A 22480-nucleotide genomic window follows, 5' to 3' on the forward strand; every position below is an offset into this window, starting at 1 on the left:
GCTCCCGGGGGCGGCCGCCTCCTCGGCGGGGGCACCGGCGTGGGCGCGGCGGCCGCGCGGCGGGGGCGCGGGCGGCCGCGGCCCCACCGGGTCCGGTCTTCTGCGGGGTGTGCGCATGGGCTCCTCGTTCCGGGGCGGTACGTCTGGGCGGGGCGCGGGTTCAGTGGGAGGAGGGGGTGGGCCGGTCCGCCGGCGGCCGGCCGGCGCGCGGCGCGTACGCGGAGGCGGGGACCCGGGTGGGAGCGGGACCGGACGCCGGGCCGGTCACGGAGCCGGGAGCACGTGCGGGAGCGGGAGCGGCGGCCGTGGCCCGGACGGGCAGCGGCGCCGGCGCCGGCGCCGCCCGGCCGTCGTCCGTCGGGGACAGGGCCACGAAAGCGGCGGTCACGAAGAGGTACGAGCCGAGCCCGACCGCGAGGGGGAAGATGAACTGGAGCGCGGTGGCCCCGGGCAGCGGCTCGGCCGAGGGGGTCACGCGGACGGCGACGGCCATCATCCCGGTGTAGTGCATGCTGCTGACGGCCGCGCCCATGAGGAGGGACGCGCCGGTCACCGCCAGCGGCGCCTTGATGTGGAGGGCGGCCCAGAGCGCGGCGGTGGCGGCGACGACGGCGATGGCGACGGAGATCCCGACGGTCAGCGGGTCGTAGCTGACCTTTCCGTGCAGGCGCAGGGCCGCCATACCGAGGTAGTGCATGCTCGCGACGCCGAGACCGGTGGTCAGGCCGCCGAGGACCAGGGAGCGGCCGTGGTCCTTTCCGTAGCCGACGGCGAACAGCCCGGCACCGACGACGAGCACGGCGACGAGGAGGCTCAGGAGGGTCAGCGGCACGTCGTAGTGGATCTCGGTGCCGGTGATGTGGAAGCCCAGCATGGCGATGAAGTGCATCGTCCAGATGCAGGTGGCGAAGGCCGAGGCCGCGGTGAGCAGCCAGTTGCGGCGGGAGGGGCCCGTCGCGGCGAGCGCGCGTACGGTGCAGCGCAGGCCCAGGGCGGCGCCGATCGAGGCCATCACGTACGACAGCGCGGGTGTCAGCCAGCCATAGGCGGCGTGGTCCAGGTGTCCCATGGCCACGGGACGCTAGTCCGGGTGAGGGGACGAACACGGGGCGCATTTCGAAAGCCGCTGGAACTGCTGGAATATGACAGACATACGTTCATCTGCGACCGCGACGGACAACAGCTTGCACACGGGTCACGCCGGGTGCGGAATCATGGGTGCATGAGCACTGTGAACCGTATGAGCGAGGACCGGACGCGCGTGCAGGAGTTCTTCGGGGCGCGGGCGGACGCCTGGGACGAGAAGTTCCCGGAGGACGGGCCCGCCTTCAGGGCGGCCGTCGCCGAGTTCGGCGTCGGGCCCGGCGAGCGGGTGCTCGACGCGGGGTGCGGGACCGGGCGGGCGCTGACCCCGCTCCGCGCGGCCGTCGGAGCGGCCGGAACGGTGATCGGCGTGGACCTCACCGAGCGGATGCTGGCGGCCGCCCGGCGGGCGGGGCGCGAGGCGGACGGGACACTGCTGCGGGCGGACGTGGCCCGGCTGCCGCTGCGCGACGGCGCCCTGGACGCGGTGTTCGCCGCCGGGCTCATCGCGCACCTGCCCGAACCGGCGGCGAACCTGCGCGAGCTCGCCCGTGTGGTCCGCCCCGGCGGCCGGCTCGCGCTCTTTCACCCGATCGGGCGAGCCGCGCTGGCCGCCCGCCACGGCCGCGAACTGACCCCGGACGATCTGCGGGCCGAGCCCAACCTCGGCCCGCTGCTGTCCGGTTCCGGCTGGGAGATGACCTCGTACGCGGACGAGGACGCCCGCTTCCTGGCCCTGGCCGTCCGCCGCGCCTGAGCGCCCTTCCCGTCCCGCTTCTTCACGTCGGCACGCGCGCCGGGGCCCCCGCCGGACCCGGGGCTACGCCGGAGGCTGGGCGTCCGCCCCGGCCGGGCGGCGCGGGTGGGGCACGGGGCAGCCGCCGGCCCCGGGCACCGGGAAGGTGCCGAGCTCGCCCACGTCGTAGCCGTGGCGGTAGCCCTTGATCTCCGGGTTCTGGCGCGCGTAGTGCGGGGTCTTCCGCGGCGGCAGCAGCCGTACCGCCCGGCCGCGCAGCCGCAGGGCGCCGTGCACCAGGCGGCTCAGCGCGGGGTGCGGGCGCTCGTACCGGAAGGCGTCGAGCAGCGGCTCGTCCAGCAGGGCGTGGCTCGCGCGGAGCATGGCGGGGCCGAGGGGCCCCGGGTACCAGGAGGCCATCAGGCCCAGGGTGGAGTCGGCGACCGCGCGGCCCCCCTCGTCCCAGCCGAAGTGGGCCTTCTCGTAGGTGTCGAGGGTGGTCTCGAACTCCTCGTAGGAGCCCGGGACCTCCTTGATGCCCAGGTGCTTGCCGAGCGTCGCGTAGTAGCGGGCGCAGGCGCGGCGCTCGTGATGGGTCAGCGGGCGCCAGCCGTAGGCGTCGATCCAGCGCGCCGGGATGACCACGAACGTGCACAGGACGTAGCGCATGTCGTCGTCGGAGATGTCGTAGCTGCGGTGCATCTGGTTGACGCGGCGGATCGCCGTGCGGGCCGTGTCGTGGTCGAAGCCGTGCTCCACGACCGCGTCGAGGAGCAGCGCGGTGTCGTCGTAGCGCTTCTGGGGGCGCTCGGTGAACTCGCCGGTCTCGGCGAGCAGGCTGCCGATGCTCGGGACCGCGTAGGTGCGGAAGAGGGCGAGCTCCAGGGCCCGGCTGAAGTCCCAGGGGAACTCGTAGGTGGCGGTGAGCCGGTAGATGGTGAGGAAGTCCTTCTCGGGGTCGAGCCGGAGGATCTCCTTCAGCCGGTCGTAACGCTGCACCGGTCTCCCTTTCTGTGGCGGGTGGCCAACTCTACGTGCAGGTAGCGGGCTTGAAAATCGCCGGCCGCCGGGTCTCGACGTGCGAGTTACCGGCTGGTTAGGGTGCGCCGGACGGGACTGCGATCGGGAGGCCAGGTGTCGGACGAGGAGGGCGGGGGCTCGCTGTACGTGCTGAGCGCCGTACTGCTGACCCCCACGCAGTTCCCGACGTTGCTCGGCGACGACTTCCCGGAGGCCTGCGGGCTGCTGGGCGTGGCGCCCGCCGCCGAGGGCTACGGGCTCGTGCTCGGCCAGGACGAGGCGGGCGCCCGGTGGACGGTCGTGGTGGACGACGTCTCGCTGGTGGCCGCCGCCATCGCCTCCTGGGACTGCGGCATGGAGTACGACCTGTCGCCGGACGAGCGGACGGTCGTGCTGTCGCTGGCGGGCTGGCCGCTGGAGCTGACCGTGTCCACGCCGGGCATCCCCGCCCCGCACGACCCGGAGCGGGGTGCGGACGGCACCGGGCGGGTGCCGCTGGCCCCGCCCTCGGCGGAGACGTGGGGGCCGGTGCAGCGACGGCTGGGCGCGGACCAGATCGCCCGGGAGTGGGCGGACTGGCGCGAGCGCGTGGCGGAGGACGGCGGGGCAGCCGCCGCCGCGCACCCGGGGCTGGCGCGAGCGCTGCGGGAGGCGCTGGAGTACACCCGACAGCCGCCTCCGCCGGGGCGGGTCCGGTCGGCCTTCGCGGGCGAGGGCGTACGGACCTTCCGGGCGGACGGGCCCGGCTGGTCGATGGTGGCCCGGACCGGTGACGCCGCCTTCGTGCTGCTGGACGAGGAGCCCGGCGGGGTACTGGCGGTGCCCCGCGAGGCGGCGGACGGGCTGCCCGGACTGTCCGGCCTGCTGGAGGCGCTGGACCGCGTCGCCGTACGGCCGGTCTGAAGACGGACACACGGACGGACACACGGACGGACACGACGAACGTGGCTGTGGAACGGGGAACGGGGGACCGGGGAATGGGGAACGGCGTGGTGGTCGAGTCGGTGCCGGTGGGCGTGGTCGTGGGCGGCCGGGCGGACGTCGTGGACGACGACTGGGGACGGGAACGGGCCGTGATCCGGCTGGACGCAGACCTGTTCGGGCCTGAGGCCCTCTACGGACTGGAGGACTTCTCGCACGTCGAGGTCGTCTACCACTTCGACCGGGTACCGCCGGAGAAGATCGAGACCGGCGCCCGGCATCCGCGGGGGAACCGGGACTGGCCGCTGGTCGGGATCTTCGCCCAGCGGGGGAAGAACCGGCCCAACCGGCTCGGCGTCTCGCGGTGCCGGGTGGTGCGGGTCGAGGGGCTCGACGTGCACGTGGAGGGCCTGGACGCCGTGGACGGCACGCCGGTGCTCGACCTCAAGCCGTACATGGAGGAGTTCGGCCCGCGGGGCGAGGTCCACCAGCCGCAGTGGGCGACGGCCCTGATGCGCGACTACTACTGACGCGCCCGCCGCCGGGCCGGGCGGATCGGGGCGTACGTGTCCGCACGGCCCCCGAACCGCCCGGACCGCTCAGACGCGTTCGAGCGGTATGTGCGGCAGGGGCGGGAGCGTGACCGTGATGGAGTCGCCGGGGCGGACCCTGCCGCCCTGCTGGACCACGCCCATGATCCCGGCCTTGCGGACCACCCGGCCCTCCTCGTCCCGGCCGACGACCTGCTTGAGCAGTCCGTCCTGGAAGGCGTTGATCTGCGGGCACGGGTTGCGCAGGCCCGTCACCTCCACGATCGCCCGCTCGCCGATGCCCAGCAGGGTGCCCTTCGGCAGGGCGAGGAGGTCTATGCCCTCGGTGGTGACGTTCTCCCCCAGCTGGCCGGGAGCCACGCTGAATCCTGCCCGGGCGACCTCGTCGAACAGCTCCCGGTGGATCAGGTGCACCTGGCGGAGGTTGGGCTGCGTCGGGTCCTGGGCCACGCGGGAGCGGTGCTTGACCGTGACGCCCGCGTGCACGTCTCCCTCGACGCCGAGACCGGTGAGCAGGGTGATGCTCTCCCGGTTCGGCTTCGTGAAGGAGTAGGCGCCGTTGCTGCTGACCGCCGCGACCTGCGCCGTGGTGGTGTCGTTCATCTGCGTGATCCCCCCTGCCGCTGTCAGCGGCCGATCGTCTTTCCCGACCTGACAACGCGCCGGAGCGCCGGAGCGTTCCCGGCCGGGTTCCGTCGCCGACTGGCCGACGCGGCCCTTGCCGGGGCCGGAGACCCGCACCACGATGGGGGCGCTCCGCGTACCGCGGCACCACGGCCTCCGGGAGGGTGACATGGGCGATCCGTCGTTGGCGCTGCCGGGCGGGGCCGATCCCGTCGAGCGCACGCGCGTCCTGCGGCGGGCGCACGAGGCCTTCACCCGGGACGGGCGGATGGAGCCGCCGGTCCGGGCGGTGATCGCGAAGTCCTGGCGCCGCTGCGCGCGGGCCCGGGTCAGCCCCGAGTGCGCGCCCCGGCTGGAGCGGCCGGAGCCGGAGCTGCTGGCGTACCGGGAGCGGCATCCACTGGCCCGGGTGATGCCGCTGTTCCGGGACCTGGTGGGGGCGTTCGCGGCACACGGGGCCCATCTGCTGGCGGTGTGCGACGCACGGGGCGGGCTGCTGTGGGTGGAGGGGGAGCCGGCCACCCTGCGCCGGGCCGAGGGGCTGGGTTTCGTACCGGGTTCGCGCTGGGCGGAGACGGCCATGGGCACCAACGCCCCCGGTACGGCGGTCGCGCTCGGGGAACCCGTCCAGGTCTTCGGTGCGGAGCACTTCAGCCGCCGGGTGCACCCGTGGACCTGTGCGGCGGCCCCGGTCCGGGACCCGCGCACCGGCCGCGTGCTGGGCGCCGTGGACATCACCGGCGGGGACGGGCTGGCCCACCCGCACTCGCTGGCCTTCGTCCAGGCCGTGGCCCGGGCCGCGGAGGCCCAGCTGGCGCTGCTGGAGCCCGTGCCGGGCGCGGCGGCCCCCGACACGCTCACCGCCCTCGGCCGGGACGAGGCACTGCTGGTGCTCGGCGGCCGGCGGATCGCGCTGGGGCGGCGGCACAGCGAGATCCTGGCCCTGCTGGCGCAGCACCCGGAGGGGCTGACGGGGGACGAACTGGCCTACGCCCTGTACGAGGAGGAGTCGGTGGCGGCGGTGACGCTGCGGGCCGAGATGTCGCGGCTGCGGGCCGTCCTGGGCGCCGGGAGCCTGCTGTCGCGCCCGTACCGCACGGCGGTCCCGCTGGAGGCGGACTTCGCCGCCGTGACCCGGCACTTGGCGGCGGGCGCCGTCTCGGCCGCCCTGACCCGCTACCCGGGCCCGCTGCTGCCGGCCTCCTCGGCGCCGGGGATCGTCCGGCTGCGGCGGCGGATCGAGGACCAGGCGCGGGCGGCGGTGATCGCCCGGGCGGACGTGGGGCTGCTGTCGGACTGGGTGTGCAGCCCGTGGGGCGCGGAGGACCCTGCGGTGTGGCGGGCGCTGGCCGCGGCGCTGCCGCCGCGCGACCGGCCCGCCGCGCTGGCCCGCGTACGGTCCCTCGACGCGGAGCTGGGCGCGGGACCGGGCGCGGGGCCGGGGCCGGGTGCGGGGCGTGCAACGTTCCCGCAACCCGCCCGCTCCTAGCCTCCCTCCCGAGCGCTGTCCGACGGCGGCCGGCGCCCGGCAAGGGGAGGACCCGCATGGCCCGTTACGCCGCACCCGGTACCGAGGGCGCCCTGATGGCGTACGCGTCCCGCTACGACCACTTCATCGGCGGGGAGTACGTGCCGCCCGCGCGCGGCCGGTACTTCGAGAACCCCTCCCCCGTCACGGGGCAGCCCTTCACGGAGGTCGCCCGCGGCACGGCGGAGGACGTGGAGCGGGCCCTGGACGCGGCGCACGCGGCGGCCCCGGCCTGGGGCCGTACGTCGGTCACGGAACGCGCGGGCGTCCTGCTGCGCATCGCGGACCGGATGGAGCAGCACCTGGAGGCGCTGGCGGTCGCGGAGACCTGGGAGAACGGCAAGCCGGTCCGCGAGACCCTGGCCGCCGACCTCCCGCTGGCCGTGGACCAGTTCCGCTACTTCGCGGGGGCGCTGCGCGCGCAGGAGGGCTCGCTCAGCCAGCTGGACGAGGACACGGTCGCCTACCACTTCCACGAGCCACTGGGCGTGGTCGGACAGATCATCCCGTGGAACTTCCCGATCCTGATGGCGGTGTGGAAGCTCGCTCCCGCCCTGGCGGCGGGCAACACGGTGGTCCTCAAGCCGGCCGAGCAGACCCCCGCCTCCGTGCACTACTGGCTGAGCCTGGTGGCGGACCTCCTTCCCCCGGGCGTGGTGAACATCGTCAACGGCTTCGGCGAGGAGGCGGGCAAGCCCCTGGCGTCGAGCCCCCGGGTGGCGAAGGTGGCCTTCACCGGGGAGACGGCGACGGGCCGGCTGATCCTGCAGTACGCGGCGGAACACCTGAAGCCGGTGACGCTGGAGCTGGGCGGCAAGAGCCCGAACCTCTTCTTCGACGACATCTGGACCAAGGACGACGACCTGCGCGACAAGGCCCTGGAGGGCTTCACCATGTTCGCGCTGAACCAGGGCGAGGTGTGCACGAGCCCCTCGCGCGCCCTGATCGAGCGGGGCCGCTACGGCGACTTCCTGGACGCGGCGGTGGCCCGCACGGAACTGATCGTGCCGGGCCACCCGTTGGACACGGACACGATGATCGGCGCCCAGGCCTCGGAGGAGCAGCTGAGGAAGGTCCTGTCGTACGTGGAGATCGGCCAGCGGGAGGGCGCGAAGATCCTCACGGGCGGCGGCCGGATCGACCACGGCGGCGACCTGGCGGGCGGCTTCTACGTCCAGCCGACCATCTTCGAGGGGGACAACCGGATGCGGATCTTCCAGGAGGAGATCTTCGGTCCGGTGGTGTCGGTGACCTCGTTCGACGACTTCGACGACGCGGTCCGCATCGCCAACGACACGGCGTACGGCCTGGGCGCGGGCGTCTGGACCCGCGACGTCAACACGGCGTACCGCGCGGGCCGCGCGATCCAGGCGGGCCGCGTCTGGACGAACTGCTACCACGCCTACCCGGCGCACGCCGCGTTCGGCGGCTACAAGCAGTCGGGTATCGGCCGCGAAACCCACAAGATGATGCTGGAGCACTACCAGCAGACGAAGAACATGCTGGTCAGCTACTCCCCCAAGAAGCTCGGCTACTTCTAGGGCGAGCTCGCGGTCCGGTGTTCATTGACCCGGGTGCCGGGGCGGGCGGGGGCGGATTCCGGGCCGACGCGGACCATCAGGTCGTCGCCGGTCACGCCCACCGCCATGTTGCCGCGGTACATGAACACCAGGCAGCCGCCACCCTTCCCGTCCGCCGCCGGACCGCGCCCGGTACGGAGAGGATCGCACCTCGCGGCGCCCGGGCGGCGTGGGCTCGGGCACGTGTGTCTGCTGCGAGAATCGGACGGCGTCCGGGGCGGATGTCGAGCGAGAACGAATGGCGAGGCTGCGATGAGTGGGACGAGCGGACCGGTGAAGCCCGAGGTCGTGGTGCCCGAGGGGGACGCGCCTGCCGAGTTGAGCGTCCGGGACCTGGTCGTCGGGGACGGGCCCGAGGTCAAGCCGGGCATGGTGGTCAAGGTCCACTACGTGGGGGTGACCTTCGAGACCGGGAGGGAGTTCGACGCCTCCTGGGACCGGGGCGAGCCGTTCAAGTTCGCCCTGGGCAGCGGCAAGGTCATCAAGGGCTGGGACCGGGGGGTGCGCGGCATGAGGGTCGGCGGGCGGCGCGAGATCGTCGTCCCGCCGCGCCTCGGGTACGGGAAGCAGTCGCCCTCACCGTTGATCCCGCCGGGCTCGACCCTGGTGTTCGTGGTGGACCTGGTCGACTCGTACTCCGCCACGAGCGGCTGGAGCAGCTCCTGAGCGGGAGTCCGGCGGACGGGCCGGGGCGGTGTCGGTGGGCTGAAGTATTGTTCCGGCCACCGCACACCGACTCGGAGGATCAAGAGAATTGTCCGGCCTGACCGCCTTTCCGCTGCCCTTTCAAGCCTCGCGTTCCGCGTCGTACGCCCAGCCCCGCACGGTGCGGGAGCTGGAGATGACGGAGTGCAGCGCGCACATCCGGGCGAAGGCCGGGTGGTTCGAGAAGATGCGGGACGCCGACGTCGTCGCCCGGTGGACGCGGGAGGCCCTGGAGCAGGGGCTCACCGAGGCCCAGGTGCGGTACGTCCTCGACGAACTCGCGCACTACGCCGCCCTGCGGGACGGGCGGACCGGGGTCGAGGTGTCCGGGGTCGACGGGGTGTGGCAGTCGGACGCGCTGGTCGACGAGGAGCTCGGGGCGCGGCTGCGTGCGGCGGTGCGGGTGCTGGAGGAGGTTCCCGCGGCGGAGCTGGACTGGCATCCGGGATCCGACGGCCAGGTGCTGGACCTCGTGCACCCCTCGCTGTTCTGCCTGGTGCGGGGCGTGAGCGGGGCGCCCGAAGAGGCCTGGCGCAATCCCACGGACCGCTGGTCGAAGCACGAGTTCTCGGAGAAGTTCCAGTGGCTGCCCACGGACGTCGAGGTCGGTGAGGACGGCGGGGTCTCCTTCCGTTCGTACGTCAACAACGTCCACCCGGAGGCCCACCGCGAGCTGGCCGCCGTGCTGCCGGACCTGTTCGCGCGGATGCGCCCGCTACTGGAGAACGTGCTCACCGATCTGCGCCACCCGCGGCCCCCGCGCATCGAGGCCGATCCCTACGGGTGGTACGAGGACGAGCCGCCGTACCCGAACCGGGCCGACTTCGCCGACGACAAGGCCTACACGGAAGCCCGCCAGGAGTGGGGGGACGTCCACAACGCGTGGTGGCAGGACCGCCGGCCGGTCGTTCCGGACGCTCCGGAGTTCACCGCGCCCGCGGTGCCCGGCGCGGCCGACCGGGTCGACCTGCGCGGCCGGGGCCTCCAGGTCATCGTGAAGCTCGCCACCATCCACCTCACCCCGGAGCGGCCCGAGTACGCCGGCGGCTCCTGGCACGTCGAGGGGATGCTGAACGAGCGGATCGTCTCGACCGGCATCTACTACTGGGACAGCGAGAACGTCACCGAGAGCCGGCTGAGCTTCCGCACGGCGCTCGACGACCCGGAGTACGAGCAGAACGACGGCGAGGGCCTGCGCGAGGTCTACGGCCTGGAGGACGAGGACGCGCTGAACCAGATACTGGGTTCGGCGGCGACCCCGGCCGGCCGGTGCCTGGCCTTCCCGAACGTCCTGCAGCACCGCGTCGGCTCGTTCCGCCTCGTGGACGCCACCCGCCCGGGGCACCGGAAGATCCTCGCGTTCTTCCTGGTCGACCCGTCCCAGCGGATCGTCTCGACCGCCGACGTGCCGCCGCAGCAGCCCTGGGCCGAGACCTCCACCATGACCCTGGAGGAGGCGAAGGGCTACCGCGAACAGCTCATGCACGAACGCAAGTTCTTCGTCGCCGAACACAACGAGCAGCTCTACGAGCGGGAGTTCTCCCTCTGCGAGCACTGAGTCCGGTCAGTGGCGGGCGTCCGCGCGGGGGCGTTCCAGGGTGAAGGTGTCCACCGGGGTCAGCTCTCCGTAGGGGCCGTCGAAGGTGTAGTAGGTGACGTGCATCCGGGTGCGGCCCGAGCCCCGGGTGCCCGGGTCGACGTCGAAGGCGGCGAAGCCGTGCGGGTGGACGCGGTCCTGCACGGCGCGCCAGGGGGCGTCCTCGGTGAGGTAGACCGGGGCCCGGTGGCGGCCCTGGGGCTCCTTGCTCACGTCGACCACGACGCGGCCCTTGGGCTCCTCGAACAGGTCGTCCTGGGTGGTGGCGAAGTTGCCGCCGCCACCGATGATCATGTGGACGGTCCCCTTCCCGGTGTCGGCGACGTCGGTGCGGGTGGAGACCGGGATCGGGGTGCGGGTGTCGTTGGGCAGGGTGCCGCGGACCGGGAGCGAGCGCTCGTAGTAGTGCTCGTGGCCGCAGAGCACCAGGTCGACCCCGTACGCGTCGAAGAGGGGGCCCCATTCCTGGCGGACGCCGAGGTCGCTCCCGCCGCTGCGGTGGCTGGAGATCATCGGGTGGTGCATGAAGACGACGATCCAGTCGACGCCGGTGTCGGCCCGCGCCGCCTTGAGTTCCCGTTCCAGCCAGCGGCGCTGCGCACCGCCGGAGTAGCCGCGCAGATAGATGTCGCCGGCGTCGACGATCGCCACGTCGTCGTTGGCCAGGCTGATGAAGCGGACCCCGCCGACGGTGAAGGCGTACCACAGGCCGCTGGTCTCGGCGTCGGTGGCGGTGGCCGCGCCCGGCAGGGTGAAGTACGTCTGGTAGCCCGTCAGGCCCAGGGGGCCGTTGCCCTTCTCGGTCTCGCCGTTGCCGACGCAGGGCATCCAGGGGCGCAGCCGGGCCGAGCGGCTGTTGCCGATGAACCAGTCGGCCCAGGTCGCGACGCGGTCCTCGCCGATGGCGCCGGCCACGCCCGCGTAGCAGAGGTCGCCGTTGACCAGGTTGAACAGCGGGGCGACCCGTTCCACCGCGGCCACGATGTCGGCGGAGGCCTCGGTGCCGCCCTGGGTGCTGGTGTAGAGCCGGAAGGGGCCGAGCGGGGGCGGCGCGTCGGGCGTGGGCCACTTGAGGGAGCGGCGCAGGTTGGGCGTGCCCTGGTCGCCGAAGCTGGTGAAGGTGAACGCGGAGCGGCCGCGCGGGGCCGTGGTGAACGACCCGGTCTCCTGTGCGGCGCCGTCGTGTCCGGCCGAGTACAGATAGGTGGTGTCGGGCCGCAGCCCGGTGACGTGGGCGTGGTGGACGTACACCTCCTGCCGGGAGAGCTCGTCGCGGTAGGTCCGCGTCTCGGCGTCGACGGTGTGCCCGGAGCCGCCGCCGTCGGGTGAGCCGAGGTGGACGCGCGGGCGCCGGACGGACTGGGGGCTGATCCAGGAGACGGTCATCTCGGTGGCCGGGTCGGCACCGAACTGCAGGTGCAGCCCGGCCACTCCGGGCACCCCGATCCGGCTGGGCGTGCGCTGGAGCAGGGGCGAGGCGGCGTCCGCCGGCCGCTCGGCGGCCCGGGCACTCCCCGCACCCCCGACGGCGGCGGCAGCCGCGGTGGCGGTCGAGCCGGTCAGTAACGTCCTGCGCGGGATCGGCATGAGGCACCCTTTTCTCGTCGGGTCGATCGTGTGAGCCCTGGGGCGGTCGACCGCAATGATGCCTGCGGGAAGTGGAGTTGGGCGGCGATTTTTCGGACGCCCGGACCCTTCCTTCCGCCGGGGGGGACGGAAGGAAGGGGGCCGGGGGTCAGGTGCGGTCGTGGGTGAAGGTGCGCAGGAGGTCCGCTGCGACGCCGACCGCGATCGCGGCGGGTTCCTTGCCGGTGATCTCCGTCAGGCCGATCGGGGTCTTGATCCGGTCGATCGTCGCGTCGTCGTGGCCGCCCTCGGTGGACAGGCGGTGGCGGAAGCGGGCCCATTTGGCGGCCGAGCCGATCAGGCCGATCGTGCCCAGACCCGGGGTGCGCAGGGCGGCGTCGCACAGGGCGGCGTCCTCGGCGTGGTCGTGGGTCATGATCAGGACGTGGGTGCCGGGGGCCAGATCGGCGAGGACCTCCTCCGGAAGCAGCGGGGTGTGGTGGACGTGGACCTGCGCCACCGCGTCGGCGAGCACGGCGAGCCGCTCGTCGGTGAGCTGGCCGGGGCGGGTGTCGACCAGGTGGAGGTCGAGGTCGAAGCGGGCCAGGATGCGGGCCAGTTCGAGGCCCACGTGCCCGACCCCGAAGACGGCCACCGCCGGGACCACCGGCAGGGGTTCGAGCAGGACGCTGACGGCTCCGCCGCAGCACTGCACGCCGTGCCGGCCGGTGACCTTGTCGTTGAGGGCGAATTCCATCAGTTCCGGTTCCGCGTCGGGGGTGGCGAGCACCTCGCGGGCGCGGTCGACGGCGACGGCCTCGATGTTGCCGCCCCCGATCGAGCCCCAGGTCTCGGTCCGTCCGACGACGAGTTTGGCGCCGGCCTTGCGGGGGGCGTGGCCGCGCACGGTCGCGACGGTCACGAGCGCGCCGGGTTCCCGGCGCGCCCGCAGCCGCGCGACCGCGGCCACCCAGGTCAGGTCAGGCATTGCTCAGGGCGCTCGTGGCGACGGTGCGGGAGGTCCCGGCGGCGCGGGCCGCCTCGATCGCCCAGTACACCGCTTCCGGGGTCGCCGGGGAGGCCAGTTCCACGGCGGCCCCGGCGGGCCCGAACGCCGCGGCGGCCTGCCGCAGCGCCTCGCGCACCGAGAACGCCAGCATCAGCGGGGGCTCGCCGACCGCCTTCGAGCCGTAGACCGCCCCCTCCTCGGTGGCGTTCGTCAGCAGCGTGACGTGGAACTCCTCGGGCATCTCCGAGAAGCTCGGCAGCTTGTAGGTGCTGGCGGCCTGGGTCAGCAGCCGGCCGCGGTTCGGGCCGTCGCCGGTGTCCCAGCGCATGTCCTCCAGGGTCAGCCAGCCCGCGCCCTGGACGAAGCCGCCCTCGACCTGGCCGATGTCGATCATCGGGGAGAGGCTGTCGCCGACGTCGTGGACGATGTCGACGCGCCGGATGCGGTAGGCGCCGGTGAAGCCGTCCACCTCCACCTCGGTGGCGGCGGCGCCGTGGGCGAAGTACTTGAACGGCGAGCCCCGGAAGGCCTTCGCGTCCCAGTGCAGCCCCTCGGTGCGGTAGAAGCCGGCCGCCGAGAGCTGGACGCGCTGGAGGTAGGCGGTGCGCACGAGGTCGTCCCAGGCCAGTTCCCGGTCGCTGCCCAGGGCGCGGGCGACGCCCTCGACGATGCGCACGTCCGAGGCGTTGACGCCCAGCTGGGTGCCGGCCACCTCCAGCAGCCGGGCGCGCAGCTGCTCGCAGGCGTTCTTCACGGCAGCGCCGTTGAGGTCCGCGCCGGCGCTGGCGGCGGTGGCGGAGGTGTTGGGCACCTTGTCGGTGCGCGTCGGCGCCAGCCGCACCTTGTGCAGGGGGATGCCCAGGGCGGTCGCGGCCACCTGGATCATCTTGGTGTGCAGGCCCTGGCCCATCTCGGTGCCGCCGTGGTTGATCAGGACCGAGCCGTCCTTGTAGATCAGCACGAGTGCGCCGCCCTGGTTGAAGGCGGTGAGGTTGAAGGAGATGCCGAACTTGATGCCGGTGAGCGCGAGGGCCCGCTTGGTGTGCGGGTGCGCGGCGTTGAAGGCGGCGATCTCGCGCCGCCGGTCGGCCAGGCCGCCGTTCTCCTTGACCTGGTCCCAGACGGCGGAGATCCGTCCGGGGTGGGTGACCGGCTGCCCGTAGGGGGTGTGCTGGCCCTCCCGGTAGAAGTTGCGCTCCCGCAGTTCCATCGGGTCGAGGCCGAGCAGCGGCGCGCACCGGCCCATGATGTCCTCGATCACGAGCATGCCCTGGGGGCCGCCGAAGCCTCGGAAGGCGGTGTTGGAGACCTTGTGGGTCTTGGCGATGCGGCCGGCGACGCGGGCGTGGGGGATCCAGTAGGTGTTGTCGATGTGGCACAGGGCCCGGGCCACCACCGGTTCGGACAGGTCCAGGCTCCAGCCGCCGTCCGCCGTCAGGGTGGCGTCCAGGGCCTGGATGCGGCCCTCGGCGTCGAAGCCGATCTTCCAGGCGGCGTGGAAGCCGTGCCGCTTGCCCGACATGGTCAGGTCCTGGGTCCGGTTCAGGCGTACGCGCACGGGCCGGCCGGTGAGCTGGGCGCCGAGGGCGGCCACGGCCGCGAATCCGTGCGGCTGCATCTCCTTGCCGCCGAAGCCGCCGCCCATGCGCAGGCACTGCACGGTCACCTCGTGGCTGTGCAGGCCGAGGACGTGGGCGACGATCTCCTGGGTCTCGGAGGGGTGCTGGGTGCTGCTCTGGACGAAGACCTGCCCGGACTCGTCGATGTGGGCCAGCGCCGCATGGGTCTCGAGGTAGAAGTGCTCCTGCTCGGAGAACTGGAACTCGCCGGTGAACACGTGGACGGAGTCGGCGAACCCGGCGTCGACGTCGCCGGCCAGCATCATGGGCCGGGCGCCGTGGAAGCTCTCGGCGGCGATCGCCTCCGACAGCGTGACGATCGAGGGCTGTTCGTCGAGTTCCACTTCGACGGCCGCCGCACCGAGCCGGGCCGCCTCCAGGGTCTCGCCGAGCACCCAGGCGACGGCGTGGCCGTGGAACATGACCGTGTCGGGGAAGAGGGGTTCGTCGTGCTTCATGCCGGCGTCGTTGACGCCGGGCACGTCGGCGGCGGTCAGGACGCGGACCACGCCCGGCAGGGCGAGCGCGGCCCCGGTGCGCAGGGCGGTGATCCTGCCGTGGGCCTTCATCACCTGGACCGGGTGGGCGTGCAGGACGTCCTTGGTGCGGTGGATCAGGTCGTCGGTGTAGAGGGCGGCGCCGGTGACGTGCAGGCTCGCGCTCTCGTGCGGCAGGGGAAGTCCGACGGCGGGCTTCTCGGGTCGCTGGGACAACTGGCTCACGAAGACACCGCCTCGGTGGTCTGGGCGTACAGCTTGAGAAGGCTCTGGCCGAGCATCGCGGAGCGGTACCCGGCGCTGGCGCGGTGGTCGTCCATGGGGGTGCCCTGGGACCGCAGCACCTCGGCCGCGGCCTCGGCGGTCTCGGCGGTCCAGGCCCTGCCCTCCAGGGCGGCCTCGGTGGCGAGGGCGCGGATCGGGGTGGCGGCGACGCCGCCGAGGCCGATGCGCGCCTTGCGGACGGTGCCGTCCTGGATGTCGAGGGCGAAGGCGACGGCGACGCTGGAGATGTCGTCGAACCGCCGCTTGGCGATCTTGTGGAAGGCCGTGACGGGCGACAGCGGCAGCGGGACGCGTACGGCGCGGATCAGCTCGCCGGGGCGGCGCACGCTCTGCCGGTAGCCGGTGAAGTAGTCGCCGAGGGGGACTTCGCGTTCCCCGTCGGCGCCGGCGAGGACCACCGACGCCTCCAGGGCGAGCAGGACCGGCGGACTGTCGCCGATGGGCGAGCCGGTGCCGAGGTTGCCGCCGAGGGTGGCGCTGTTGCGGATGAGGCGCGAGGCGAACTGGGGGAAGAGTTCGGCCAGGAGGGGCACGGCGCCCTCGAGGCGGCGTTCGATCTCGGTGAGGGTCTGCGCGGCACCGATCTCGACGTGGTCGGATCCGAGGTGCAGGGTGCGCAGTTCGGGCAGCCGGTCGACGGCGATGACGCAAGGGGCCCGGCGGGAGCGGATGTTGACCTCGACGCCCCAGTCGGTGCTGCCGGCGACGACGACCGCCCCGGGCCGCTCGCGCAGCAGCTCCAGTGCTTCGGCGAGGGTGCCCGGCCGCAGGAAGCTGCTGTCGTCGCGGGTGTAGGCGGTGGCGGCCGGTGCGGGCGGGGACTGCTCGCGGCGCCGGGCGAGCGGGTCGTCCGCGGCGGGTGCGCCCACGGCGAACGCGGCGTCGCGGATGGGGCGGTAGCCGGTGCAGCGGCACAGGTTCCCGCTCAGCGCGTGCAGGTCGAAGCCGTTCGGGCCGTGCTCGGGGTCGCCGTGCTTGGGGTCGCCGTGGTCGTGGTCGCCGTGGCCGTGGTCGGGGCCGTGCCCGGTGTCGGCGTCCTCGGCCGGGGTGGCGTGGGCGCAGCGGCCGGGACGGTAGTACTCGGCGGCCATGCTGCACACGAACCCCGGGGTGCAGTAGCCGCATTGCGAGCCGCCGCGAACCGCCATCTCCTCCTGCACGGGGTGCAGGGCGGGCGCGGTGCCGGGCTCGCCGGGGGTGGCGAGGCCCTCGGAGGTGATCACCTCCTGGCCGTCGAGGGCCGCGGCCGGGACCAGGCAGGCGTTGACGGCCACCCAGTCGGTGGGCTTGTCGACACCGGGCCGGGCCACCAGGACCGAGCAGGCCCCGCATTCGCCCTCGGCGCAGCCCTCCTTGGTGCCGGTCAGCCCGCGCTCACGCAGGAAGTCCAGGGCCGTGGTGTGGGGGGCGGCCGGTGCGAGCGGGGTGTCCTTCCCGTTGACCGTGATAAAGGGTGTGGGTGTACTCGTCGCCATATTTCAGGAGCTTTCTCTTTCGGTGGCGCAGCTCGAAGGACCGGGCGTCGGGGAGCCCGGGGAGCGCACGTCGGCACGCGTCGGCGTACCGCAGGCGGTGTGTGGGGAGAAGGGGGCCCGGGGCCGCGATCGGGCGCACCGGGAGGGAGGGGCCGTTCAGCAGCCGTGGGCTACACGGCCGGGGGCCCAGGCGACCTCGTGGGCGGGGCGCAGCGGCGCGGAGACGGTCGGCATGCGACGTCGCCTCCTTCCCTGAGCTCACGAGTCGTTCGGCCCGAAGCTACGTCGCCGCAGGTTGATCGGTCAAGCATGCGTTCCGCCATGTGGTCCGACGTCACTCAGGACGGTTCCGGCGCCGGCGGGTCAGGGGGCGGTGTCGAAGGCCGGGGGCTGGAGGCCCTTGAGGCATCGGGTGTCGGGGGCCGTCGGGGTGTCGAAGAAGGAGACGGCGATGGTCTGGGCGCACTTCGAGGTCGCGAAGACCACGTGCGGCTCGTACGGGACGGTGACGACGGTGGCCCGGCTCAGGGTGCGGGCGACGTACGGGCCGTTGGCCGCTCCGGTCTGGGAGTCGAAGCCGCCCGAGATGGCCAGGGTGGGGATGTCGCTCGTGGTGACGTCCCTGATGGAGCGGGGGGCGGCGGGGACGTTCCAGGCGTCGCAGTCCTGGTGGAGGTAGGCCAGCTGCGGGGACTGGGACTGGACGGAGCGCGGGAAGTCCGGGAAGGCCTCCTCGCCGCCGCGCACGGCCGCGTCCTTGGCCTCGTACGGGGTCCACTCGCTGCAGAAGACGCCGTAGACCAGCCCGTGGGAGGTCCGGCCGACGGCCTGGGGGGCGTACTTGCCGACCGACCACTGCTGGGCGATCCGCTGGGGCTTGCCGTGGTCCAGCTCGTCGAGGGCCCGGGGCACCTGGGTCGCGACGTGGGTGGCGGAGGTCAGCCAGGTCACCAGGGCCGTGCCGTCCAGGACCACCTTCACCTTCTTGTGGGTGTCGGGCAGGGTGACGGTGGTGGTGACCGGCTTGGCCTGGAGTTCGCGCACGAGGCGTTCGAAGGTGGCCGGCAGGTTCGGGTAGCGGTCGTTGCAGGCGGGCTGCTGGGCGCAGGCCTTGAACAGGCCGTCGAAGCCCTGCTTGGCGGCGCTCCAGGTCAGGGCCTCGCCTGCCGTGGAGGGCGGCAGGATGCCGTCGATGCCGACCGACCGGATTCCCTGCGGGTGCAGGCGCATGGTGACGAGCGCCAGCTGGGTGCCGTAGGAGATGCCGTAGAGGTTCCACTGCGGGACGCCGAGCGCGGTGCGCAGGTCGGCGAGGTCGGCGGAGCTTTCGGTGTCGTTGTAGGCGCCGAGGTCGGCCCCGAGGCCGGTCAGCCGGTCGCGGCAGGCCTTCGTGGCCTGGACGTGGAGGCGTTCGGTCTCGGGCGAGTCGGAGGCGAGTCCGGTCGCGCGGGCGTTGAACTCGTCGATGTTCGGGCAGGTGAGCGCCGGGTCGGCCGAGTACGTGCCGCGCTGGGACATGAAGATCACGTCGCGGTCGCGGTTCAGGCCGCCGTCGACGGCCATCTTGGCCTCGCCGACGGCGTCGTCCCCGGGGCCTCCGGCGAGCCAGACGACGGGGTCGGGCTGGGGCTTGACGGCGAGTGCGGGCACGATCGCCACCCCGAGCGTGATCTTCCGGCTGTTCGGCTTGGTCCTGTTCTCGGGCACGGTGAGGGTCCCGCAGCGGGCCCCGTCGAGCTCGGCGATCGGCTCGGGTGTCCTGGGGCAGGCGCCCGGTGTGTAGCGGGCGTCGCCGGCCGTCCCGGCGACCGTGCCGAGCGGGGCCGCCGGGCCCGGTGTCGCGGCGCCGTACGCCTGGACGGGCGCGCCGAACAGGCCGGTGAGGAGCAGGCCGGCCGCCGCCAGCCCGGCGGAGGGGGCGTGCGGCCGTCGTGCGGTGCGACGGGGGCGGGACGCGTGAGTGCGGGTCATCGGTCCTCCCGGTCACTTCGGGGTGATGGTGAACGGAGCCGGCTTCAGGCCGGCCGCGCAGCCGGTGTCGGGGGCGGTGGGGCGGGCGAGGAACGAAGCCAGCACTTTCGCCGCGCAGGGTGACTGGGGTACCACCCAGTGGGTGACGCCGGGGATCTTCACGGAGGTCGAACGGGACAGCGTGCGGGCGGCGTCCTTCGCGAACTCCGAGCCGGTCTTCTGGTCGAAGGTCCCGGAGAGGAGGAGGACGGGTACGGAGCTCACGGCGGCCACCCGCTGCTGCGCGGCACGGTCGGGAACGTTCCAGGTCCGGCACACGTCGAACTGGAAGGGCAGTTGCGGTGTCTGGGCCAGGACGGTGTCCGGCCAGCCCGGGAAGGCCTTGCGGCCCGCGTTCAGGACGTCGGATTCCGAAACCCCCGGCGTCCATTCGGCGCAGGCCACCGACTCGGTCAGTCCGTGCGCGGTCATGCCGGTCGCCGGGACGGCGTCGACGGCCCGGGCCCGGGCGAAGCGCTCCGGGTTCCCGTGGGCCAGCTCGTCGATCGCCGCCGGGACGTCGACCGGCTTGATCGTGTTGGCGACGAGCACGTTGAGCAGGGCGCCCCCGTCGAGGACCACCTTCACCGGGGCCCCGCCCTTCGGCGGCCGGGCGGTCAGCGTCAGCGGCTTGGCCTCCAGCCTGGCGACCTGCTCGTCCAGGGTCTTGCGGAGGTCCGGGTAGCGGCTCTTGCAGGCCGGCTGGGCCGCGCAGGCGTCGAGGATGGCGCCGATGCCCTCCTGTGCGCTGGGCCAGCCCCAGGGCAGGACCACGGTCTGCGGGGGCGTGACCGAGTCGATCGCCACCGCGCGGATCCCCTCGGGGTGGGTGCGCAGGAGCGTGAGGGCGAGGTTGGTGCCGTAGGAGTAGCCGTAGACGTTCCACCGCGCGATGCCGAGGGCCGTGCGCAGGTCGGCGAAGTCGGCCGCGTTCTCGACGGTGTTGTAGGCCCCGAGGTCGGTGCCGTCGGCCGCCAGCCGGTCGCGGCACTGCCTGAAGGCTTCCAGCATCTGGGTCTTCGCCTGCGCCGAGTCGTAACCGAGGCCCACGTAGCGGGCGTTGAAGCGGTCCACCTCGGGGCAGGCGAGGTTCGGCTGGTCGTAGCGGTTGCCCCGCTGCGCCATGATGATCAGGTCGTGGTCCCGGTTCACGCCCGACGCGGTCAGGAACGGGATGTCGTCGAAGGTCTCGCCGCCGGGGCCGCCCGCCATGAAGACCACCGGCTCCGCGGCGGGCTTCGCCGATGCGGCCGGGATGACCGCCGCGGCCAGCTTGAGGGTCCGGCCGCCGGGGCGGGCCCGGTTCTCGGGGACCTCCAGGAGTCCGCAGCGCGCCTTGGCCAGCTCGGGGACCGGCTCGGCCGTCTTGGGGCAGGGACCGGGCACGAACCGCGCCGGTGCCGCCGGGGTGGGGGTCCGGCCGGCCGGTGACGCCGCGACCGCCGTCAGGCAGAGCAGGGCGGCCGCGGCGGCGGCCGCGTGACGGGTGTGCTTGGCCATGGGATCCCGTTCCTCGGCCGGGATCCGCGGCTGCCCGTGGCGGGCGGCGCCCGGCGGTCGGGTGGAACCTGCGTCTTCGACGCTACCGGGTACCCCGGACGGACGCATGCCGGACGGCCGGTGGCCGGGGACTGCCACCGGACGCCCGGCGGGCGCCTGGGCCGCCGGGTGCGCTACGGGACGGGCTGCTGCTGGGTGACGCAGTGGATGCCGCCACCGCCCGTTCCGAGGCGGTCGATGTTCAGCTGCTCGACGGTGCGGTCCGGGTAGAGGCGGGCGAGGGTGGCCCGGGCGGCCGCGTCGGCGCGGGTGTCGCCGAAGTGGGCCGAGATCACGGCGCCGTTGCAGAGGTAGTAGTTGGCGTACGAGGCGAGGAAGTCCCGGTTCGTCGAGCGGATCTTGTTGTAGTCGGGACCCTGGATCTGGTCGACGGCCATGCGCGTGCCGTCGGCGGCCGTGGCGGCGGACAGGACCTGGTACTGCTGGCGGGCGTCCTTGGCGTAGGCGTCCGTGTCCGTGGACAGCGGCATCTGGACCACGGCCCGGCCGGAGGCGAGGAAGCGGGAGGTCGCGTCCACGTGGTCGTCGGTGATGTCCTGGCCGACCACGCCGTCGAACCAGATGACCTTGGAGGCCCCGTAGGCGGTGCGCAGGGCCGCCTCGATCTGCGCCTGGGAGGCGCCCGGGTTGCGGTTCTTGTTGACGAGGCTGCTGCGGGTGGCCATCAGGGTGCCGGCGCCGTCCTGTTCGACCGCGCCGCCCTCGCCGACCACCCCGGCGGCGGTGAAGGGGACCCCCGCGTAGGCGGCGATCCGGCCGGCGACCAGGGCGTCGCGGGCGTGGGTCTGCTTGTTGCCCCAGCCGTTGAAGTTCAGGCCGACGGCGTCGAGGCCGCCGGCGCCGTCGGTGCGGAAGACCGGGCCGCTGTCGCGCATCCAGCAGTCGTCGACCGGGATCGAGGTGATCACGGTGACGGTCGGACCGGCCAGGGAGCGGGCCTTGGCGGCGCTCGCGGAGTTGGCGCAGAGGTAGACGGGTTCGTACTTGGCGATGGTCCGGGCGATGAGCGCGATGTCCGCCTGGACCCCGGAGAGCGTGCTGCCCCAGATGGAGCTGCTGTCCGGGAAGGCCATCCAGGTGCGGGTGTGGCGGACGTCCTCGGCCGGTACGCGGAACGTGCCCGCCGCGGCCGGGCGGGGCGCGGAGGCGGCCCGGGCCAGGCCCTCGGACGCCGCGAGGCCCGCGGCGGCCGCGATTCCCGTGGCGGCGGCCGCCGTCAGGAATCTGCGTCTGCCCATGGCCGCGCCCTCGGGCCGGTTCACCACGTGGTCGTTCATGAGGGTTCCTCCGATGCTCCAACTGCCCACGCGGAAAGTGGGGTTGGCCGGAAAGCTAGAACTGGCCAAGCGCTCGGTCAATAGTTCCGACAGGGTTCTTCCGGCAGATCGGGGAAAACCCCAGGTGGCGCGGTGGAGCCTGGTTAGAGTGACGCCCATGTCGGCTTCCGCACAGCACTCCGAGCTCCCCTCCGGCCCGCCCGCACGGGCCGCCCGGCCGCGGGTCTCGGCCAAGGGCGAACAGACCCGGGCACGCCTGGTCGCCGCCGCGCGGACCCTGCTGGCGGGCGAGCTGAGCGAACGGTTCACCACCCGCAACGTGGCCGCGCTGAGCGGGGTTTCGCACGGGATGTGCCACTACCACTTCCAGGACCGGACCGAGCTGATCCTGGCGGTGATCACCGACATCCACCCGGAGTGGATCAGCCCGCTGGAGGAGGCGGTGTCCGGCCCCGGCACGTTCGCGGAGCGCGCGGAGCGGGTGGTGGAGCTGCTGGGCCGGCCCGAGGGCGCGGAGCTCTCCCACCTCCACTCCGCACTGCACTGGCACGCCCTGAACGACGTGCGGGTGCGGGAGGGGCTGGAAGCCGAGTACCGGCGCTGGCGCGCCTGTTTCGTCGCCCTGTTCCAGGTGCTGGCCGACGAGCGCGGCGGGGGCCTGGACCCCCGTCCGCTGGGCCTGGCGGTGGCCGCCGCGGTGGACGGCCTGGCGGCCATGGAGTCCATGGGGGGCACGGAGGGCACGGGGGCCGACGCGGGGGCCGTCCCGGGCGACGGCGGCGAGCCGGTCCTGCGGACACTGATCCGCACGCTCGCCGCCGGCGCCTGAGCCCCCCG

Annotated in this window: 19 protein-coding genes; 8 read left to right on the forward strand and 11 right to left on the reverse strand. The window is 73.5% G+C overall.

All coding sequences use genetic code 11. The annotated features are described in order from the left end of the window. Nucleotides 1–160: 160 nt before the first annotated feature. Nucleotides 161–1069: an MHYT domain-containing protein gene (locus ACFVXK_RS20030; protein ID WP_389613451.1), complete on the reverse strand. Its 909-nt coding sequence runs from the start codon at nt 1067–1069 to the stop codon at nt 161–163. Between the two features lie 171 nt (nt 1070–1240). Here ACFVXK_RS20030 and ACFVXK_RS20035 point away from each other — a divergent pair, with 171 nt between their 5' ends. Continuing rightward, nucleotides 1241–1840: a class I SAM-dependent methyltransferase gene (locus ACFVXK_RS20035; RefSeq protein WP_389613499.1), complete on the forward strand. Its 600-nt coding sequence runs from the start codon at nt 1241–1243 to the stop codon at nt 1838–1840. 63 nt (nt 1841–1903) lie between these two features. Here ACFVXK_RS20035 and ACFVXK_RS20040 read toward each other — a convergent pair whose 3' ends face one another. Further along, the gene (locus ACFVXK_RS20040; protein WP_389613453.1) at nt 1904–2818 is read right to left on the reverse strand and encodes an oxygenase MpaB family protein; all 915 of its coding nucleotides are present in this window, start codon (nt 2816–2818) and stop codon (nt 1904–1906) included. Between the two features lie 135 nt (nt 2819–2953). Between ACFVXK_RS20040 and ACFVXK_RS20045 the strand changes: the two genes are divergently transcribed. Then, on the forward strand, nt 2954–3742 hold the full coding sequence (locus ACFVXK_RS20045; protein ID WP_389613455.1) for a hypothetical protein: 789 nt from the start codon (nt 2954–2956) through the stop codon (nt 3740–3742). 74 nt (nt 3743–3816) lie between these two features. Beyond that, the gene (locus tag ACFVXK_RS20050) at nt 3817–4290 is read left to right on the forward strand and encodes an SAM-dependent methyltransferase (RefSeq protein WP_389613457.1); all 474 of its coding nucleotides are present in this window, start codon (nt 3817–3819) and stop codon (nt 4288–4290) included. A 69-nt stretch (nt 4291–4359) separates the two neighbouring features. On the opposite strand, the gene ACFVXK_RS20055 is transcribed toward ACFVXK_RS20050, so the two are convergent. Further along, nucleotides 4360–4914, reverse strand: a complete 555-nt coding sequence (locus ACFVXK_RS20055) for an MOSC domain-containing protein (protein WP_389613458.1) — start codon at nt 4912–4914, stop codon at nt 4360–4362. Nucleotides 4915–5104: 190 nt separating this feature from the next. Here ACFVXK_RS20055 and ACFVXK_RS20060 point away from each other — a divergent pair, with 190 nt between their 5' ends. Next, entirely contained in the window at nt 5105–6424 is a 1320-nt protein-coding gene (locus tag ACFVXK_RS20060; RefSeq protein WP_389613460.1) for a GAF domain-containing protein, read from the forward strand. 56 nt (nt 6425–6480) lie between these two features. Beyond that, nucleotides 6481–8004, forward strand: coding sequence for an aldehyde dehydrogenase family protein (locus ACFVXK_RS20065; protein ID WP_389613462.1), 1524 nt, complete (start codon nt 6481–6483; stop codon nt 8002–8004). Here ACFVXK_RS20065 and ACFVXK_RS20070 read toward each other — a convergent pair. After that, nucleotides 8001–8132 (reverse strand): hypothetical protein, encoded by a 132-nt coding sequence (locus ACFVXK_RS20070; RefSeq protein ID WP_389613464.1) that lies wholly within the window; start codon nt 8130–8132, stop codon nt 8001–8003. The two genes, ACFVXK_RS20065 and ACFVXK_RS20070, sit on opposite strands and share 4 nt — an antisense overlap. A 163-nt stretch (nt 8133–8295) precedes the next feature. Between ACFVXK_RS20070 and ACFVXK_RS20075 the strand changes: the two genes are divergently transcribed. Next, nucleotides 8296–8709: an FKBP-type peptidyl-prolyl cis-trans isomerase gene (locus ACFVXK_RS20075; RefSeq protein ID WP_389613466.1), complete on the forward strand. Its 414-nt coding sequence runs from the start codon at nt 8296–8298 to the stop codon at nt 8707–8709. A gap of 88 nt (nt 8710–8797) precedes the next feature. Further along, nucleotides 8798–10306, forward strand: a complete 1509-nt coding sequence (locus ACFVXK_RS20080; protein ID WP_389613468.1) for a DUF4246 domain-containing protein — start codon at nt 8798–8800, stop codon at nt 10304–10306. Nucleotides 10307–10312: 6 nt separating this feature from the next. Here the strand turns inward: ACFVXK_RS20080 and ACFVXK_RS20085 are convergent, their stop codons facing one another. The 7 genes from ACFVXK_RS20085 to ACFVXK_RS20115 all read right to left on the reverse strand — a co-directional run bounded on the left by ACFVXK_RS20085 (nt 10313) and on the right by ACFVXK_RS20115 (nt 21643). Further along, nucleotides 10313–11932 (reverse strand): purple acid phosphatase family protein, encoded by a 1620-nt coding sequence (locus ACFVXK_RS20085; RefSeq protein WP_389613470.1) that lies wholly within the window; start codon nt 11930–11932, stop codon nt 10313–10315. Nucleotides 11933–12080: 148 nt separating this feature from the next. Continuing rightward, on the reverse strand, nt 12081–12899 hold the full coding sequence (gene xdhC, locus ACFVXK_RS20090; RefSeq protein WP_389613472.1) for a xanthine dehydrogenase accessory protein XdhC: 819 nt from the start codon (nt 12897–12899) through the stop codon (nt 12081–12083). Further along, the gene (gene xdhB, locus ACFVXK_RS20095) at nt 12892–15261 is read right to left on the reverse strand and encodes a xanthine dehydrogenase molybdopterin binding subunit (protein ID WP_389613474.1); all 2370 of its coding nucleotides are present in this window, start codon (nt 15259–15261) and stop codon (nt 12892–12894) included. Before xdhB ends, xdhC begins: the two co-directional genes overlap by 8 nt. Then, complete coding sequence (locus ACFVXK_RS20100; RefSeq protein ID WP_389613476.1) at nt 15258–16796, reverse strand: xanthine dehydrogenase small subunit; 1539 nt, start codon at nt 16794–16796, stop codon at nt 15258–15260. The genes xdhB and ACFVXK_RS20100 overlap by 4 nt, the downstream gene beginning before the upstream one ends. A gap of 363 nt (nt 16797–17159) precedes the next feature. Continuing rightward, entirely contained in the window at nt 17160–18767 is a 1608-nt protein-coding gene (locus ACFVXK_RS20105; RefSeq protein WP_389613478.1) for an alpha/beta fold hydrolase, read from the reverse strand. 12 nt (nt 18768–18779) lie between these two features. Beyond that, entirely contained in the window at nt 18780–20306 is a 1527-nt protein-coding gene (locus ACFVXK_RS20110; RefSeq protein WP_389613480.1) for an alpha/beta fold hydrolase, read from the reverse strand. Between the two features lie 173 nt (nt 20307–20479). After that, nucleotides 20480–21643, reverse strand: coding sequence for an agmatine/peptidylarginine deiminase (locus ACFVXK_RS20115; RefSeq protein ID WP_389613482.1), 1164 nt, complete (start codon nt 21641–21643; stop codon nt 20480–20482). Between the two features lie 157 nt (nt 21644–21800). Here ACFVXK_RS20115 and ACFVXK_RS20120 point away from each other — a divergent pair, with 157 nt between their 5' ends. Beyond that, nucleotides 21801–22472 carry a TetR/AcrR family transcriptional regulator gene (locus ACFVXK_RS20120; protein WP_389613483.1) on the forward strand — a complete coding sequence of 224 codons (672 nt, stop codon included), beginning with the start codon at nt 21801–21803 and terminating at the stop codon, nt 22470–22472. The last annotated feature ends 8 nt before the right edge of the window (nt 22473–22480 follow it).

This window comes from Streptomyces sp. NPDC058157, assembly GCF_042884105.1.
GTDB lineage: Bacteria > Actinomycetota > Actinomycetes > Streptomycetales > Streptomycetaceae > Streptomyces.